Source organism: Micromonospora sp. NPDC005206 (assembly GCF_040608175.1).
In the GTDB taxonomy this organism is placed as follows: domain Bacteria; phylum Actinomycetota; class Actinomycetes; order Mycobacteriales; family Micromonosporaceae; genus Micromonospora.
In genome coordinates, this window is record NZ_JBEXHU010000010.1 from 81,423 (window position 1) to 98,185 (window position 16,763).

16 protein-coding genes are annotated in these 16,763 nt (G+C 74.0%); 4 read left to right on the plus strand and 12 right to left on the minus strand.

The genetic code is table 11. The annotated features are described in order from the left end of the window. Positions 1-3: 3 nt before the first annotated feature. From ABZU69_RS16670 to ABZU69_RS16710, 9 genes are read right to left on the minus strand one after another with little or no spacing between them, the layout of a single operon-like run. Positions 4-1,038 carry a beta-ketoacyl synthase N-terminal-like domain-containing protein gene (locus ABZU69_RS16670; RefSeq protein ID WP_354965206.1) on the minus strand — a complete coding sequence of 345 codons (1,035 nt, stop codon included), beginning with the start codon at positions 1,036-1,038 and terminating at the stop codon, positions 4-6. Beyond that, entirely contained in the window at positions 1,035-2,240 is a 1,206-nt protein-coding gene (locus ABZU69_RS16675; RefSeq protein WP_354965207.1) for a beta-ketoacyl-[acyl-carrier-protein] synthase family protein, read from the minus strand. The genes ABZU69_RS16670 and ABZU69_RS16675 overlap by 4 nt, the downstream gene beginning before the upstream one ends. Positions 2,241-2,243: 3 nt before the next feature. Continuing rightward, positions 2,244-2,498, minus strand: a complete 255-nt coding sequence (locus ABZU69_RS16680) for an acyl carrier protein (protein WP_089020954.1) — start codon at positions 2,496-2,498, stop codon at positions 2,244-2,246. Positions 2,499-2,519: 21 nt separating this feature from the next. Then, the gene (locus ABZU69_RS16685; protein WP_354965208.1) at positions 2,520-2,990 is read right to left on the minus strand and encodes a beta-hydroxyacyl-ACP dehydratase; all 471 of its coding nucleotides are present in this window, start codon (positions 2,988-2,990) and stop codon (positions 2,520-2,522) included. Then, positions 2,990-3,460 carry a hypothetical protein gene (locus ABZU69_RS16690; RefSeq protein WP_354965209.1) on the minus strand — a complete coding sequence of 157 codons (471 nt, stop codon included), beginning with the start codon at positions 3,458-3,460 and terminating at the stop codon, positions 2,990-2,992. The genes ABZU69_RS16685 and ABZU69_RS16690 overlap by 1 nt, the downstream gene beginning before the upstream one ends. Continuing rightward, positions 3,457-4,209, minus strand: a complete 753-nt coding sequence (gene fabG / locus ABZU69_RS16695) for a 3-oxoacyl-[acyl-carrier-protein] reductase (RefSeq protein ID WP_354965210.1) — start codon at positions 4,207-4,209, stop codon at positions 3,457-3,459. Before fabG ends, ABZU69_RS16690 begins: the two co-directional genes overlap by 4 nt. A gap of 12 nt (positions 4,210-4,221) precedes the next feature. Next, on the minus strand, positions 4,222-5,481 hold the full coding sequence (locus ABZU69_RS16700) for a CoA transferase (protein WP_354965389.1): 1,260 nt from the start codon (positions 5,479-5,481) through the stop codon (positions 4,222-4,224). 18 nt (positions 5,482-5,499) lie between these two features. Beyond that, positions 5,500-6,639: a steroid 3-ketoacyl-CoA thiolase gene (locus tag ABZU69_RS16705; RefSeq protein WP_354965211.1), complete on the minus strand. Its 1,140-nt coding sequence runs from the start codon at positions 6,637-6,639 to the stop codon at positions 5,500-5,502. Positions 6,640-6,675: 36 nt separating this feature from the next. Beyond that, positions 6,676-7,950 carry a cytochrome P450 gene (locus tag ABZU69_RS16710; RefSeq protein WP_354965212.1) on the minus strand — a complete coding sequence of 425 codons (1,275 nt, stop codon included), beginning with the start codon at positions 7,948-7,950 and terminating at the stop codon, positions 6,676-6,678. Between the two features lie 78 nt (positions 7,951-8,028). Between ABZU69_RS16710 and ABZU69_RS16715 the strand changes: the two genes are divergently transcribed. The 3 genes from ABZU69_RS16715 to ABZU69_RS16725 are packed head-to-tail and all read left to right on the plus strand — an operon-like array spanning position 8,029 to position 12,739. Continuing rightward, on the plus strand, positions 8,029-9,240 hold the full coding sequence (locus ABZU69_RS16715; protein WP_354965213.1) for a cytochrome P450: 1,212 nt from the start codon (positions 8,029-8,031) through the stop codon (positions 9,238-9,240). Beyond that, a complete protein-coding gene (locus ABZU69_RS16720; RefSeq protein ID WP_354965214.1) occupies positions 9,237-10,445 on the plus strand; it encodes a cytochrome P450 in 1,209 nt (402 codons plus the stop codon). The genes ABZU69_RS16715 and ABZU69_RS16720 overlap by 4 nt, the downstream gene beginning before the upstream one ends. A gap of 29 nt (positions 10,446-10,474) precedes the next feature. Then, the gene (locus ABZU69_RS16725) at positions 10,475-12,739 is read left to right on the plus strand and encodes a xanthine dehydrogenase family protein molybdopterin-binding subunit (RefSeq protein ID WP_354965215.1); all 2,265 of its coding nucleotides are present in this window, start codon (positions 10,475-10,477) and stop codon (positions 12,737-12,739) included. A gap of 43 nt (positions 12,740-12,782) precedes the next feature. Here the strand turns inward: ABZU69_RS16725 and ABZU69_RS16730 are convergent, their stop codons facing one another. Genes ABZU69_RS16730 through ABZU69_RS16740 form a run of 3 tightly spaced genes read right to left on the minus strand, consistent with a single transcriptional unit; the run spans position 12,783 to position 15,053 of the window. Further along, positions 12,783-12,977, minus strand: a complete 195-nt coding sequence (locus tag ABZU69_RS16730) for a ferredoxin (protein ID WP_354965216.1) — start codon at positions 12,975-12,977, stop codon at positions 12,783-12,785. 3 nt (positions 12,978-12,980) lie between these two features. After that, a complete protein-coding gene (locus ABZU69_RS16735; protein WP_354965217.1) occupies positions 12,981-14,006 on the minus strand; it encodes a methyltransferase in 1,026 nt (341 codons plus the stop codon). Positions 14,007-14,015: 9 nt separating this feature from the next. Further along, positions 14,016-15,053 carry a methyltransferase gene (locus ABZU69_RS16740; RefSeq protein ID WP_354965218.1) on the minus strand — a complete coding sequence of 346 codons (1,038 nt, stop codon included), beginning with the start codon at positions 15,051-15,053 and terminating at the stop codon, positions 14,016-14,018. Between the two features lie 94 nt (positions 15,054-15,147). Here ABZU69_RS16740 and ABZU69_RS16745 point away from each other — a divergent pair, with 94 nt between their 5' ends. Next, complete coding sequence (locus tag ABZU69_RS16745) at positions 15,148-16,740, plus strand: AMP-binding protein (RefSeq protein WP_354965219.1); 1,593 nt, start codon at positions 15,148-15,150, stop codon at positions 16,738-16,740. The last annotated feature ends 23 nt before the right edge of the window (positions 16,741-16,763 follow it).

The following is a 16,763-nucleotide window of genomic DNA, read 5'->3' on the forward strand; positions in this document are numbered from 1 at the left end:
GTGCTACCCCCGCACCACGGCCGCGGCAACCGCGCCGTCGCGGGACTGGCCGGTGATCAGCGCGGGTCGTCCGCGGGTGGCGGGTTCTTCGGCGTACCGGGCCAGCAGCACGCCCAGCGCCAGCGCGCCGGTGGCGGCCTGGCAGTCACCGAGCGCCGGGCGCACCGACAGCCGCTGCGCGGTGGCCGGCACCACGTCGGACAGGCTGTCCGCGTCGAGGTCACCGCTGGCGACCGCCCAGACGTCGGCCGGGCGGACCTTCGCGGCGGCCAGCGCACGGCGGACGCAGCCGGCGAGTGCGTCGCCGGTCCCCTCCGGTTGGAAGCCGGTGGCCACCGCGAGCACCTCCGCGCGCGATGGCATGGTGACGCCGGGCGTCGGGCGGCGCAGCAGATAGACGGCCGCGGCCTCGCCGGCCGGGCCGGCGCCGGTGAGCTCCGCCGCCCACGCCGTGTTCGGCGTGTACTCCTCCACCCCGCCGACCAGCAGGGCGTCGGCGTACCCCCGGCGCAGGGCGTTGAGCGCGTAGCGCAGCGCGTACAGGAAGGCGAGCGGGCCGCCGGCCACGGTGGCGTTGACGCCGCGCAGCCCGTAGCGGATCGCCGCCTGGCCGCTCGCGCAGTTCATCACCGTGTTCGGGAACAGCACCGGGTTGACCAGGTACGGCTTGTCCTGCAGCAGCGTCTCGCGGGAGAAGTCCATGGTGGACTTCAGGCTGCCGGTGGTGGTGCCGAGCACCACACCGACGCGGTGCCGGTTGTCGTCGTCCGGGGTGAGCTCCCCGTCGGCCAGCGCCCGTCCGCAGGCCACCATGGCCAGCGCGGTCGCCCGGTCCAGGAAGCTGGTGCCCTTGCGGCCGAGCAGTCGGCGTACGTCGAAGTCGGCGATCGCCGGCGCCTCGGCCGTGGGCAGCGGCTCCTCGAAGCGGTCGCGGACGTCGGCGCGGACGACGGCGTCGGCCCGCACGGCGGCGAGCAGTTCCGTGACGGAGTCCCCGGCGGCGGAGAGCACACCCCAGCCGGTCACCAGGCCGGTCACCGGATCGCCCCGAAGATCGTGATGGCGTTGTTGCCGCCGAAGGCGAACCCGTTGTTCTGCGCCACCCGTACGGTGGCCGATCGGGCCGTGTTCGGCACCGGGTCGATCCAGGACAGCTCCGGGTCGGGGTTGACCCAGTTGATGGTCGGGGGCAGGAACCCGTGCCGTATGCCCAGCGTGGTGGCGATGGCGCCGAACCCGCTCGCCGCGCCCATGGTGTGACCGAGCATCGACTTGATCGAGCTGACCGGGGGCACCCGGTCGCCGAACACCGCCCGGATCGCCCGCGCCTCACACAGGTCGTTGGCGGGCGTGCCGGTGCCGTGCGTGCTGATGTAGTCGACGTCCTCCGGCTTGACCCCGGCGTTGTCCTGGGCCAGGCGCATGCACGCCGCGACGCTCTCCTCGTTGGGCGCGACCATGTGGTGGGCGTCGCAGTTGACGCCGTAACCGAGCACCTCGGCGTAGATCCGGGCGCCCCGGGCCCGCGCGTGGTCCAGGGTCTCCAGCACCAGGGCCGCGCCGCCCTCGCCGGTGAGGATGCCGGAGCGGTCCCGGTCGAACGGTCGGCACGCCCGCTCGGTCAGCGCGCCGAGCCGGAAGAAGCCGGCGTGCGCCCAACGGCACACCGAGTCGGCGCCGCCGGCCACCATCACGTCCGCCTCATCGCAGCAGAGCAGGTCGTACGCGTACCCGATGGCGTAGTTGCTGGCCGAGCAGGCGGTGGTGAGGGTGACCGACTCACCGGCCAGCCCCAGCTCCGCACTCACCGCGTAGGACAACCGCTCGGCCGGCGCCTGCCGTAGCGCCTCGACGGACATGGCCGGGTAGCCGCCCTCGACGAGCTCCGCGGTGAGCTGCTCCACCACCGTGGACTCGCCGCTGGTGGTGCCGACGACCGCGCCGACGCGCCCCGGATCGAGGGCGGGCAGCGGCAGACCGGCGTCCGTCACGGCCAGCCGGGCGGCCGCGGCGGCGAACAGCGCCGAGCGGCCCCAGTCGGCGATCCGCAGGCGTCGCAGCAGCGCCTCCGGTCGGAACGCGGGCACCTCGCCGGCCCAGTGGTGCGGGAACCCGCTCGCATCAAAGCTGGTGATGGGCGCGGCGGCCGACCGGCCGGAGCGCAGCCCGGCGGTGAACTCGTCGACGCCGATGCCGATGCCGGACACCGGACCGAGCCCGGTGACGACCACGCGGTGCACGGGTCAGTCCTGCCAGCCGGCGTGTCGCGCCACGACCTCGTGGACGGCCTTGAGGCTGCGCATCTCGTTCAGCTCGGCCTGCGGGATCTCCACCCGGTACCTCTTCTCGATCCGGGCCAGGATCTCGATCGCCCGCAACGAGTCCGCCTCGTACTCCTCGACGAAGTCGGCGGTGTCGGCGACCTCCTCCGGTTCCAACTCGAGCACCTCGGCCACGATCTCCCGCAGCTCCGCCATGTGCTGTTCGCGTTCACTCATCGGGATTCCCTCTTCCTCTCATCATCGGGCTCCGGAGATGGCGTCGGCCGGTCGGACGACCGCCATCATCGAGCCGAACTCCGCCACCTGGTCGGTCCCGACCCAGCTGGATCCGGAGGCGAACGCGGCCCCGTGCACGACCTGTTCCAGCCGGACCCGGTGCCGGATCACGTCGCCCGGGTAGACCGGGCGCAGCAGAACGCAGTCGCGGGCCGCGGTGAACATCGGCAGCCCGGCCGTGCCCGGCCCGCGGGACAGCAGCCAGAGCACCGCCGCGCCCTGACCGAACGACTCGATCAGCAGCGAGGCGGGGTACGCGTACCGGTCGGGGGCCTGCCCCTCGGCGATCCCCCGGTAGCAAGGTTCGCAGCCGGTGACCGCCTTGACCGCCTCCAGGCTCGCTCCCGGCTCGACGCTGTCGACCCGGTCGAGCAGCAGCATCGGGTACCGGTGCGGCAGCAGGGCACGCAGCTCGCCGTGGTCCAGTCTCATCAGGTGCCCTCCCCGTCCGGGGCCGGCCAGCGGTACACCGCCCGCACCGTCGCCGCGCGGACCCCGTCGCCGCGTACGCACCGGGCGGCGACCTCGAACGACTGGTCCTCGGCGACCGGGCCGACCGACGCCTCGACGGTGAGCGTGTCCCCGGCGAGCAGTGGGGCGAGGAACCGGGCGGAGCGCAACCGGTGCAGCTGGGGCAGCCGGCCCGCGCAGTAGCCGACGGCCGCGGTCACCGCCTGCCCGATCGTCTCCAGGGTGAACACGCCCGGGTAGACGGTCAGCTCCGGGAAGTGCCCGCCCAGGTAGACGTCGGCCGGGTCGACCGTGGTGCCGGCGCGCAGGCTGATCCCGCCCCGGGGCCCGGCGGACACCTCGACCCAGCGGATCGCCGGCAGGGGCGCCGCCGCGGCCCGGTACGTCTCGGCGGGGCGGGTTCCGACGCTGAACGTGGGTGCGGCGGTCACAGCACGATCCCCCCGTCCACCCGGATCACCTGGCCGGTGACGTAGCCGGCCCGCTCCGAGAGCAGGAACTCGACCAGCTCGGCGACGTCGGCGGGTGCGCCGAAACGGCCCAACGGGATCCGCCCCAGGGCCGCGTCGCGCAGCTTGCCCGGCAGCGCGGCGGTCATGTCGGTCTCGATGAAGCCGGGCGCCACCACGTTGACCCGTACGCCGTACCCGGCGACCTCCTTGGCCAGGGACAGGCTGAGCCCGATGATGCCGGCCTTGCTGGCGGCGTAGTTGGCCTGCCCGGTGTTGCCGCTGACACCCGCCACGGAGGAGAGGTTGACGATGGCCCCGCGGCGTCGCTTGAGGAAGCGGAAGGCGACGGTCCGGCAGGTGTTCCAGGTGCCGGTCAGGTTGGTGCCGAGCACGTCGTGCCACTCGTCGGGCGCCATCAGCACCAACGGCCGGTCCCGGGTGATGCCGGCGTTGTTGACCAGCGCGGTGAGCGGCCCGAGGTGCCGCTCGGCGGTCGAGACGAACTCGTCGACCGCGGCCGGGTCGGTCACGTCGCACGGCCCGAACCAGGTCCCGACCCCGTACGCCTCGACCTCCGCGCGGGTCTTCTCCGCGGCCTCGCTCGGCGCGCTGTAGCAGCCCGCCACCGCGTACCCCTCGGTGGCCAGCCGCAGCGCGACCGCCCGGCCGATCCCCCGGGACACCCCGGTCACCAGCGCGCAGCGCGGCGCGGCGCCTGCCGTTGCCATGTCACCTCCTCCTCATCCGATCGCCCGTTGCGCGCGCAGCCGTTCCCGGGTGGCCGCGTCGACGCCGATCTCGTCGAGGACCCGTTCGGTGTCGGCGCCGGGTTCCGGTGCGCCGGAGCGGACCGCCGTCGGCGTCCGGGAGAACTTGACCGCCGGCCCGGTCAGTGGCGCGGTGCTGCCGTTGGACAGCACCGTCTCCTGGACCATCGCCCGGGCGTGGACCTGCGGGTCGGCCGCGGCCTCGGCGAAGGTGCGGACCCGCTCGGCGGTGATCCCGTTCGCGTCGAGGGTGGAGACCACCTCGGCGCAGCCCCGCCCGGCGCACCAGTCGGCGACGACCGCGTTGACCGTGGCGCGGTTGTCGCGGCGTTCCTGGTTGGTCGCGTACCCGGGTGCCCGGGCCAGTTCGGGGCGGCCGACCACCTCGGCCAGCCGACGCCAGGAGCGGTCCAGGGCGACCGCCACGTAGACGTGGCCGTCGGCGCACCGGAAACAGCCGGCCGGCACCACGAAGTCGGCCTGGTCGCCCCAGCGGCGCAGCGGCACGCCGGTGGCGCCGAGGGTGAGGTAGCCGTTGCTGGAGAAGAGCAGCGAGTCGAGCATGCTCACGTCGACGTGCTGGCCCTCGCCGGTGCGGTCGCGGTGGCGCAGCGCGGCCAGCGCGCCGATCACCGCGTGCAGGCCGGCGAGGTCGTCGGCGAGGAAGGTGGGCGCTTTCAGCGGTGCGCCGTCGGGTTCGCCGTTGAGCGCCATCCAGCCGGCGGCGGCCTGGGTGGTCGGGTCGTAGCCGGGCCGTCCCGCGTCCGGGCCGAACTGTCCGTAGCCGGAGACGGAGACCAGCACGACGTCCGGTCGGACCGCCCGACAGGCCTGGTAGCCGACGCCCCAGGCGTCCAGCGTCCCGGGCTTGTAGTTCTCCACCACCACGTCGGCGGTGGCGACGAGCCGCAGGAACACCTCGGCCGCGCCGGGGCGGCGCAGGTCCAGACCGATGCTGCGCTTGTTGCGGTGCACGCTCTGCCGGAACCAGGACAGCCCGGTGCCGGGGATGTCCGGGGGCATCAGGCCCTCCCGGTTGCCGGGCATCTCCACCCGCAGCACGTCGGCGCCGAGGTCGGCCAGGACGCAGCTCGCCACCGGGCCGGACCACACCTTGGTGACGTCCAGGACCCGTACGCCCTGCAGCGGCCCGGTCAGGTCGTGGCGGGCGTCGGCGTAGAAGGCCGCGGCGTCGCGGGTCTCGGGGGCGGGCGGCGTCGGCGCGGCGCGCATGTCGGTGTCCATGCCCGCCTACTCCCGCACCAGCAGCGACGCCGTGCCGAGCGAGCCGCCGCAGCACATGGTGACCAGGGCGACCTCGCCACCGTCGCGTTCCAGCTCGTGCAGGGCGGTCACCAGCAGCCGGCTGCCGCTGCTGCCCAGCGGATGCCCGAGGGAGATGGCGCCACCGTTGACGTTGACCCGGTGCAGGTCGGCGTCGTGGTGCGCGGCCCAGGAGAGCACGACGGACGCGAACGCCTCGTTGACCTCGACGACGTCGACGTCGTCGACGGTCATCCCGGCCCGCTTGAGCAGTTTGCGGGTGGCCACGGTCGGGCCGTCGAGCAGGTAGTAGGGGTCGGCGCCGGTGACCACCTGGTGGGCCAGCCGGGCTCGGGGCCGCAGACCGAGGGCGGCGGCGCGGTCCCGGGACATCCAGAGCACGGCGGCCGCGCCGTCGGAGATCTGGGAGATGGTGCCGGCGGTGTGGATGCCGTCGGGGATCACCGGCCGCAGGGCGGCCAGCCCTTCGGCGGTGGTCTCCCGGATACCCTCGTCGGCGTCGGCCAGGGTGCCGTCGGGCAGCGGCACCGGGGTGATCTCCCGGTCGAAGCGGCCCTCGGCGCGGGCGTGGGTCGCCCGCTGCTGCGAGCGCAGCCCGTAGGCGTCGGCGTCCGCGCGGGTCAGCCCCTGCCGGGCCGCGATCCGCTCGGCGCCGCCGAACTGCGCCTTAGGCGGGTCGTCGTACGGGTAGTCGGGGGTCTTGTAGTGCCCGGGCCCCTGGTAGAGGTTGGTGCCGACGGGCACCCGGCTCATCGACTCCACGCCGCAGGCGATGCCCACGTCGATGGCGCCGGCGGCGATGAGCGCCACGATCAGGTGGTTGGCCTGCTGGGCGGAGCCGCAGGAGGCGTCGACCGTGCTCGCCGCGACCTCGTAGTCGAGGCCGCTGTTGAGCCAGGCGTTGCGCGTGACGTTGAGGCTCTGCTCGCCCACCTGTGTGACGCAGCCGCCGATTATCTGCTCCACCTCGCCCGGTTCGATCCCGGCCCGGCGGATCACTTCGACTTGGACGTGCCGCAGCAGCTCCACGGCCTTCAGGCCGGACAGCACACCCTCGCGCCGGCCGATCGGCGTCCGGACCGCCTCGACGATCACCGCCTCCGGCATGGACTTCCCTTCCTGGTCGGCGCGTGGTTCGGGTGCTCAGGCCGGGACGAGCCGTACGCGCAGCTCCTCCAGGCCCCGGAAGGTGCTGCTGTGCCGCCACTCGAGGTCGATCTCGTCGGCGTCCGGGTCGGCCAGCTCGATCACCGCGAACCGGTCCACCAGCCGGCGGAAGGCGATCTGCCCCTCGGCGCGGGCGAGTTGCGCGCCGAGGCAGTGGTGTGGCCCCCAGGCGAACGACAGCGGCGTCTCCGGCGGTTCGGCGCCGGCGAAGCGGGCGATGTCGAGCACGTCCGGGTCGGCGTAGCGGGCCGGGTCGCGGTTGGCCGCGCCGATCAGGGTGATCACGTGCTCACCCCGGGCGAGCGGGGTGCCGTCGACGAAGGTGGTGTCCTCGAACGCGGCGCGGCCCAGCACGTGCACCGGGGAGTCGAAGCGCAGCAGCTCCTCGACGGCGGACCGGGTCAGCTCGGGCTCGGCGCGCAGCCGTTGGAGCTGGTCGGGGTTGCGGCACAGCGCGTGCGTGCCGAGGCCGATCAGGTCGGTCATGGTCTGGAAGCCGGCGCCGAAGAGCAGCACGATGACCTGGATCAGCTCGTCGACCGAGAGTCGGTCACCGTCGATCTCGACCTGGCCGAGGGCCGAGGCGAGGTCGTCGCGGGGATCCTCGCGCCGCTTGCGAACCAGGTCGGCGAAGTATTCCTCCATCTCGCCGAGCGCCTGGTCGGATGCCTTGAGGACCTCTTCCGGTGCGAAGATCTCCAGCCCGCCGGACGCGGCGCGGGTCAGCCGGCGCAGCAGCGGCCAGTCCGCCGGCGGCACGCCGACCAGCTCGCCGATCACCATCACCGGAAGCGGGAAGCCGAACGAGCCGACGATGTCGACCTCGCCGCCGCCGGGGCCGACCTGGCGGCTGATGTCGTCGAGCAGGCCGTCGACGAACGAGGTCAGCCGGGGGCGCAGGGTCTCGGTGCGGCGGGGGGTGAACACCCGGCTCACCAGCCCGCGCAGCCGGGTGTGCTCCGGCCCGTCGAGGAAGAGCAGGGTCCGGGCGCCCTCGCGGCCGCGGGAGTCGCCCATCCGGGGGCGTTGCGCCGACTTGTCCAGCGACGGGTTGCGCAGCGCGGCACGGCAGTCGTCGTACGTGGTGAGCACCCATCCCACGCCCTGGCCGGGCTGTTCCATCCGGTACTTCGGCGCTGCCGTTCGCAGCGCGTGGTAATGCGGGTAAGGGCTGCTGACGGTGGCCGGGGCCTTCATCAGCAACTCCATCGCGACGATCCGGGGATCAGCGCTCACCACGGTCTCGGTCATGGCTCGGAAGCCTAATAGCGTTTCGCGTATCTCGGAAGTACTTGTTTCTCGTATCTTTTATTGCGCATACTGGCGGGCATGACCTCGGCCCGTACCGGCATGCCGCCGAGATTCGACGCCCGCGACCCCGCCGTGGTGGCCGACCCCTACCCCACCTACGCGACGCTGCGCGCGGCCGGCCCGCTCTGCCGGATGGGGCCGGGCAGCTGGGGCGTCACCCGCTACGCCGACGTCGCCCGGCTGGTCCGCGACCCACGCCTGGGCAGCGAGTTCCCGGCGGCCTACCACCGGATGTCGGCCGGCGACGGCGCGGCCGGCTCCTTCTTCGGCAGCATCATCCTCTACCGCGACCCGCCCGAGCACGGGCGCCTGCGGCGGCTGATGGCCAAGGCGTTCAGCCCCGCACTGGTGCGCCGGCTGCGCCCGAGAATCGAGGCGATGGTCACCGACCTGCTGGCCCCGGCGACCCGCACCGGACGTTTCGACGCGGTCTCGGATCTGGCCTTTCCGCTGCCGGTCATGGTGGTCTGCGCCCTGATGGGCATCCCGCCGGCGGACCACGAACGCATCCGCCCGTACGCGCTGGACCTGAGCAAGGCGTTCGCCGCGATCGTGCCGGACGACGACCGCCCGGCCGCCGACCGGGCCGTCGAGTGGCTGCGCGACTACCTCGGCGAGATCCTCGACCGGCGCCGTGCCGAACCCGGCGACGACCTGCTGTCCCGGATGCTCGCCGCGACGGACGACGACGGCGCGGTGCTCGACCACGACGAGATCGTGGACAACGCGGTCTTCGCCTTCTTCGCCGGCTTCGAGACCACCACCAACCTGATCGCCACCGGCGTGGCGGCACTGCTCGACCACCCCGACCAGCTCGCCCTGCTGCGGGCGGACCCGACGCTGGCGCCCCGCGCGGTGGAGGAGTTCCTGCGCTACGACGCCCCGATCCAGGGCGTCGCCCGGCTCGTCCGGGAGGACATCGACGTCGGCGACCGCACCATCCGCGCCGGGCGGGTGCTGATCCTGCTGATCGGCAGCGCCAACCGGGACCCGGAGCGGTTCGGCACACCGGACCGCCTCGACGTCACCCGCGAGGACAACCCGCACCTGTCCTTCGGCGGCGGCATCCACCACTGCCTCGGCGGCTACCTGGCCCGGGTGGAGGCGCAGGTCGCCTTCGAGACCCTGCTGCGCACCTTCCCGACGCTGGCCCCGGCCGGACCGGCCCGCCGGCAGACCGGCGGGACGCTGCGCTCGTACGCCAGCGTGCCCGTGGCGGTGCGGCGGTGAGCCCCGCCGGGCGGGTCCTGCCCGCGCGGATGGACCCCCTCTCCCCCGAGGTCGTCGCCGACCCGTACCCGACGTACGCCCGGATGCGGGCGGCCGGCCCGCTGTGCCGGTTCGGCCCGGCGAGCTGGGGTGTGACCCGGCACCGGGACGTGGCCGCGCTGCTGCGTGACCGTCGGCTGAGCAACACCTTCCCGGAGGACGACCCGCAGTTCCGGATGGCGCAGGACCTCTCCCGCGAGGTGTTCCGACGGATCATCCCGACCCGCGACCCGGACGACCACAGCCGGCTGCACCAGCAGATGGTCCGCGCGTTCAGCCCCGGCGTGGCCCGGCGCACCGCCGGCCGCGTCGGCGAGCTGGTCGACGAGCTGCTCGCGCCGGCCCTGGACACCGGGCGTCTGGACGCCGTCGCCGAGCTGGCCTTCCCGGTCGCCGCCACCGTGGTCTGCGAACTCATCGGACTGCCGGCGGCGCGGACCCGGGCCGAGGTCTGGCCCCGCGCGGCGGCACTCGGCCGCGCCTTCACCCCGTTCCTTCCCGAGACCGACCGCGCGGCGGCGGACGAGGCGCTGGCCTGGCTGCGCGGGTACGTCCGCGACCTGCTCACCAGCCGGCACGCCGACCCGGACGGCGACCTGCTCGACCGGATGCTCGCCGTGGCGGACCCGGCCGAGGGAACGGAGGAGGTCGTCGACAACATCGTCTTCCTCTGCTTCACCGGCTACGAGACGACCATGAACATGGTCTGCACCGGCAGCATCGCGCTGGCCGAGCGGCCCGACGAGTGGCGTCGGCTGCGCGACGACCCGTCGCTGGCCGCCACCGCGGCCGAGGAGTTCGTCCGGTTCGACGCCCCGATCCAGTACACCGCCCGGCTGGCGTTGGAGCCGATCCCGGTGGGTGACCGGGTGATCCGGGCCGGTCGGTCGGTCTTCCTCCTGCTCGGCTGCGCCAACCACGACGAGGACGTGTTCGCCGACCCCGGTCGCGTCGACATCGGCCGCCACCCCAACCCGCATGTCGGCTTCGGCGGCGGCGTACGCGGCTGCCTCGGCGCCGCGCTGGCCCGGATCGAGGGAGCGGTCGTCTTCGAACGGCTCGCCCGACAGCTCGCCGGCATCGACCTGGCCGCCCCGCCGGTGCGCGAGCCCAGCGCCCTCTTCCGGTCGTACGCGTCGATCCCGCTCGCCGTCACCCCTGCCTGAGCCGGCGTCGGCAGAACCAGGAGTCGCAGATGTCATTGATCGGCCGACCGGTACGGCGTACCGAGGACCGGGCCCTGCTCACCACCGGCGGCACGTACGTCGACGACGTCGTCGTGCCCGGCTGCCTGGAGCTGGTCTTCGTCCGCTCCCACATGGCGCACGGCCGGCTGCGCGGCGTGGACGCCGAGGCCGCCCGGCGGGCGCCCGGCGTGGTCGCGGTCTTCACCGCGGTGGACGTGGACCTGCCGCCGCTGCCGCCCGAGGCCGGCGTGCTGAACCAGAAGATGACCACCCCGGTGCTCGCCGACGGCGTCGTGCGGTTCGTCGGCGAACCGGTCGCCGCAGTGCTGGCGACCAGCCGCGCCGAGGCGGTGGACGCCGCCACCCTCGTCGAGGCGGACATCGCGCCGTTGCCGGCGCTGGTCGACGTCGACCGGGCGCTCGCCGACGAGTTGGTGCTGCATCCGCAGGCCGGCACGAACATGGTGCTCAAGCTCGGCTTCCGTCGCCCGGCCGGGCGGGCCGAGCTGCACGAGGGCGCCGAGGTGGTGGTCCGGCAGCGGATGATCAACCCGCGGGTGGCGCCGTGCCCGCTGGAGGCCCGCGCCGGGCAGGCCGAGTGGGGGCCGGACGGGTTGCGCTACCGGGCCGGCAGCCAGGCGGTGCACCTGTGGCGCGGCCAGCTCGCGGCGGCCCTCGGCGAGCCGGAGGAGCGGGTCCGGGTGGTCAACGGCGACGTCGGTGGGGCGTTCGGTTCCAAGGCGTTCGCCAGCCGGGAGGACATCCTCGTCGCCTGGGCGGGCCGCCGGCTCGGCCGTCCGGTGCGCTGGGCGGAGACCCGCAGCGAGAGCATGGTCGCCGCCGGGCACGGCCGGGCCCAGCACCAGAGCGCCGAGCTGGGCGGCACCCGCGACGGGCGGATCGTGTCGTACGCGCTGGAGGTCGTGCAGGACGCCGGGGCGTACCCGCGCATCGGGGCGATCCTGCCGTTCTGGACCCGGACCATGCTGACCGGCCCGTACGGCATCAGCCGGGCGAAGTTCAGCTCGTCCAGCGTCACCACCACGACCACCCCCGTCGTGTCGTACCGGGGCGCCGGGCAGCCGGAGGCGGTGGCCGCCCTGGAGCGGATGGTCGACCTGTACGCGGCGGAGATCGACATGGATCCGGCCGAGGTACGGCGACGCAACCTGTTGCCGCCGGAGAGCTTCCCGGTGACCACGGTGACCCGCGCCCGCTACGACACCGGCGACTACCCGGCGGCGCTGGAGCGGGTGCTCGCCGAGGCCGGCTATCCGGCGCTGCGCGCCGAGCAGGCGGCCCGCCGCGTACGCGGTGACGTCCAACAACTCGGCATCGGCCTGTCCACCTTCGTGGAGATCACCGGCGCGGACACCCGCAGCGAGTACGCCTCCGCGCGCGTCGACCACACCGGCCGGTTCACCGTCCACTCGGGAACCTGCCCGCACGGCCAGGGCCACGTCACCGCCTGGGCGATGATCGCCGCCGACGTGCTCGGCGTACCGCTGGATCGCGTGGACGTGCGCCACTCCGACACCGCGACGGTCCCCGAGGGCGGCGGCACCGGCGGGTCCCGGTCGTTGCAGACCGGTGGGATGGCGGTCCGCGAGGCGGCCCTGGCCCTGGTGGAGCGGGGCCGGGACGTGGCGGCCGCCCGCCTGGGCGTGTCCCTCGACGAGGTGAAGTTCGCCGCGGGACGGTTCCGGTCGACCGCCGGGCGCGTCGTCGACTGGGCCGAGCTGGCCGCCGACGACGCCGGCCCCGGGGGCGGGCTGTCCGCCGAGGCGACGTTCCAGCCGTCCGCCGCGACCTGCCCGTACGGCGCGCACCTGGCCGTGGTGGAGGTGGACACCGAGACGGGTCAGGTGGCCCTGCTGCGCGTGGTGGCGGTCGACGACGCGGGCGTGCTGCTCAACCCGCTGCTGGCCGAGGGGCAGGTGCACGGCGGGTTGGCGCAGGGCGCCGGCCAGGCGCTGGTCGAGGAGGTCCGCTTCGCCGCCGACGGCACGCCGCTGCACGGTGACCTGCACCGGTACGCCATGGTGGGCGCGGCCGAGCTGCCGTCCTTCGAGACGGTCGCGACGCAGACCCCGACCCCGGTGAACCCGCTGGGCGCCAAGGGGCTCGGCGAGTCTGGGGCGGTCGGTCTTCCGCCGGCGGTGCAGAACGCCGTGGTCGACGCCGTCCGCCACCTGGGCGTGCGGCACATCGACATGCCGGTGACCGCCGAGCGGGTCTGGACGGCGATCCAGGCCGCGGGCGCCGCGAGCTAGTGCCGCCAATGGGCCGCCCGGTGACCCGGGCGGCCCATTGGCGTCAGTCGTCCACCACGGACAGCGCCTGCTTCGGGCAGCGGCGCGCGGCTTCGCGTACCCGGGCGGCCAGTGCGCCCTCGAGCGGCTGTTCGGTGATGTGCAGCCGGTCGTCGTCAGCGACGTCGAACACCTCCGGCGCCTGACCCACACAGACCGCGTTGCTCTCGCATCGGGAGAAGTCCACGACCAGTCGCACTGCTCACGCCTCCGTCTTCGGGACGATCTCGAGGATCGGGAACATCATGGTGGGCACGCTGCGGGCCAGCCGCAGGTCGGCGACGTCCAGCAGCCGCTCGATGTGCTCGCGGGAGCGGGCGCCGCCACCGACCATGGCCAGCAGGAGCAGGTCGTAGAGGCGCCCGACGTCGAACCGGTCACCCGGCTCGACCACGGGCTCCAGCACCAGCAGCCGGCTGTCCAGGCGCATCGCTGCCCGCACGGCCGTCAGCAGGCGTACGGCGTTGTCGTCGTCCCAGCCGTAGAGGATCCGCTTGAGCAGGTAGGCGTCCGCGCCGGCCGGGACGGTCTCGAAGAAGCTGCCGCCGGTCACCGTGCACCGCTGGGCCACACCGAGCTTCTGCAGCACCGGCTCGGCCTCGGCGACCACGTGCGGCAGGTCGAACAGGGTGCCACGCAACGCCGGGAAGCGGGCCATGATGCCGCCGAGGAAGGCGCCGTTGCCGCCGCCGACGTCGACCACCGTGGCCAGCTCCCCCCAGGGGTACGCGGGCAGCGCGGCCCGCAGCTCCAGCCGGGTGGCCGCCTGCTGGGAGGCGTCGAAGCGGGCGCTGTCGTGCGGATGGGCGGCCATGTACGGCCAGTAGCCCTCGGGGTGGACCTGGTCGAAGGACGCCTGCCCGGTGCGGATGCTGTGGTCGAAGTGTGCCCACGCCTCGATGTCGGGTTCGAGCAGCGGGTACGCGTCGCGCAGCGACAGCGGGTGGTCGGTGCGCAGCGGCTCGGCGAGCTTGGTCAGCCCGAACACCTCCGGCTCGACCTCGGTGAAGATGCCCTTGCCGGCCAGCGCCCGCAGGGCGCGCAGCAGCGACGGCGCGTGCGCGCCGGTGGCCTCGGCCAGTTCGGTCACCGGTCGTGGCCCGTCCACGAGCTGGTCGGCGACACCCAGCTCGGCGACGGCGCGCACGGTGAACGGCACGATGTAGTCGGCCAGCTCGGTCAGTCGGAACACCGATTCGATGTCGATCCGGGGTCGGGTCGGGGCCATCGATACCTCCTAGGGGGACGTCGGCTGCGGCCCGGCGGGACCGGCGGCGATCACGGTGAGCGTGGGGGTGGCGGCGATGCGGTCCAGTCGCAGGCCGGCGCCGGCCAGCAGGTCGACGAGCTGGTCCCGGGTGCGGTGCCGGCCGCCGGTGAGCACCAGGGTGTGCAGGTCGACGAGCTTCGCGACGTCGAACACGTCGCCAGTGGGGATGATCGCCTCCAGCAGCAGCAGCCGGCTCTCCGGCCGCATCGCCTCGGCGATCCGGCGCAGGATGACCGTGGCGTCGGCGTCGTCCCAGCCCGGCAGGATCGTCTTGAGCACGTACAGGTCGGCGCCCGCCGGCACCGGGTCGAAGAAGCTGCCCGGGATGATCCGGCAGCGATCGGTCACCGCGGCGCGGGCGAGCAGCGCCGGCGCGGCCGCCACCACGTGGGGCAGGTCGAGCAGGGTGCCGCGCAGCTGCGGGCAGCGGGTGAGCAGGCCGGCCAGGAACGCGCCGTCGCCGCCGCCGACGTCAACGACGTCCCGGGCCCGCGCCCACGGCCACGCCGGCAGGACGGTACGCAGGTGCAGCCGGGTCAGGCTGGACATCCACCGGTCGACGGCGAGGCTGTCCGCCGGATTCCCGGCAAGGTAGGACCAGTAGTCGGTGCCGTGGATCCGGGGAAAGGCGGCCTCCCCGGTGCGCAGGCAGCGGCCGAGCCCCGCCCAGGCGCGGACGTCCGCGGCCATCAGCGGGTACGCGTCGCGCAGCGACAGTGGATGGTCGGTGCGCAGCGGCTCGGCGAGCTTGGTCAGCCCGAACACCTCCGGCTCGACCTCGGTGAAGATGCCCTTGCCGGCCAGCGCCCGCAGGGCACGCAGCAGCGACGGCGCGTGCGCGCCGGTGGCCTCGGCCAGCTCGGTCACCGGTCGTGGCCCGTCGACGAGCTGGTCGGCGACGCCCAGGTGGGCGATCACCCTTATGGCGAACGGCACGATGTAATCGGCGAGTTCGGTGAGCCGGGTCAACGCACCGAGGTCGGTACGGGGCCGCGCCGCCAGCATCAACCGCCTCCACTATCACGTGTCTTGTATCTCGCGTATCTGCACACTAGCTTGTGTTCCGGGTCGCTGTCACCGTCGTCGCGGGAGGCACTGAATGCTGGACGGATGGGTGAGCTGGCCGAGCGAGCTGGCCGAGCGCTACCGCACGGAGGGCTACTGGCGCGGCGAGTCGCTCGCCGACCTGGGCCGGGAATGGGCGCGGACGGACCCGGAGCGCACCGCGTTGGTCACCGCTGAGCACCGGGTGAGCTACGGCGACCTCGACCGCCGGGCCGACCGGATGGCCGCCGGGCTGCGGGCCCGCGGTGTCAGCCGGCACGACCGAGTGGTCGTCCAGCTGCCCAACGGCGTCGAGTTCGTGGTGGTGTGCCTGGCGCTGTTCCGCCTGGGCGCCCTGCCCGTGCTGGCCCTGCCGGCGCACCGACGGGCCGAGATCGGCCACCTGTGCGCGCACACCGAGGCGGTCGCCTACGTGACCGTCGACCAGGTCCAGGGGTACGACCTGCGCAAGCTCGCCGCCGATGTCCGCGCCGAGACGCCGTCGCTGCGGCAGGTGTTCGTGGTCGGCGACCCCGGCGAGTTCACCGCCCTGGCCGAGGTGGACGCCGACCCGGTGCCGCTGCCCTCCCCGGACCCGTCGGACGTCGCGTTCTTTCTGCTCTCCGGCGGCTCGACGGGCCTGCCGAAGCTGATCCCGCGCACCCACGACGACTACGCGTACCAGCTGCGGGCGACCGCGGCGGCGATGAACTTCGGGCCCGACGGTGTCTATCTCGCCGCGCTCCCGGTCGCCCACAACGCGGCCCTGGGCTGCCCCGGCGTGCTCGGCGCGCTGCGGGTCGGCGCCACCGCTGTGCTCGCCGGCAGTCCCAGCCCCGACGAGGCGTTCCGGCTGATCGCCCGCGAACGGGTCACCCTGACCACGCTGATGCCGCCCTTCCTGCCGTTGTGGGCCGACCTCGCGCCGATGCTCGGCGCCGACCTGACCGGCCTGGTGGTCGAGGTCGGCGGCGCCAACCTCAGCCCGGAGGTGGCCGCCCGGGTGACCCGGGAGCTGGGCATCCGCCTGGCCCACTTCTTCGGCATGGCCGAGGGCCCGATCTGCTGCACCCGCCCCGACGACCCGCCGGAGCTCGCGGCCCACACCCAGGGCCGTCCCCTGTCGGCCGCCGACGAGTTCCAGGTGATCGACGAGGACGGCCGGCAGGTCGCCGCCGGCGAAGTGGGCGAGCTGATCGTGCGCGGCCCGACCACGCTGCGCGGCTACTACCGGGTGCCGGAGTACAACGCGCGCACCTTCACCCCGGACGGCTTCCTGCGCACCGGAGACCTGGTCCGCTGGACCCCGACCGGCGAGCTGGTCGTGGTCGGCCGGATCAAGGAGGTCGTCAACCGGGGCGGCGAGAAGGTCCCGGCCGGCGAGGTCGAGGAGCACCTGCTCGCCCACCCGGCGGTCCGCGAGGTCGCCGTGGTCGCCGTGCCGGACCGGGTGCTCGGGGAGAAGACCTGCGCGGTGGTGGTGCCGCGCTCGGACGCCCCCACACTGGGGCAGCTGCGGGACTTCCTCACCGACCGGGGGCTGGCGGCGTACAAGCTGCCCGACCGGTTGGAGCTGCGCGGCGCGCTGCCGCACACCGGGGTGGGCAAGGTGGACAAGCGGGCGCTGGGCGCCGAGCTGACCGGCTGAGCAGGGCCACCCGTAGCTTTTCA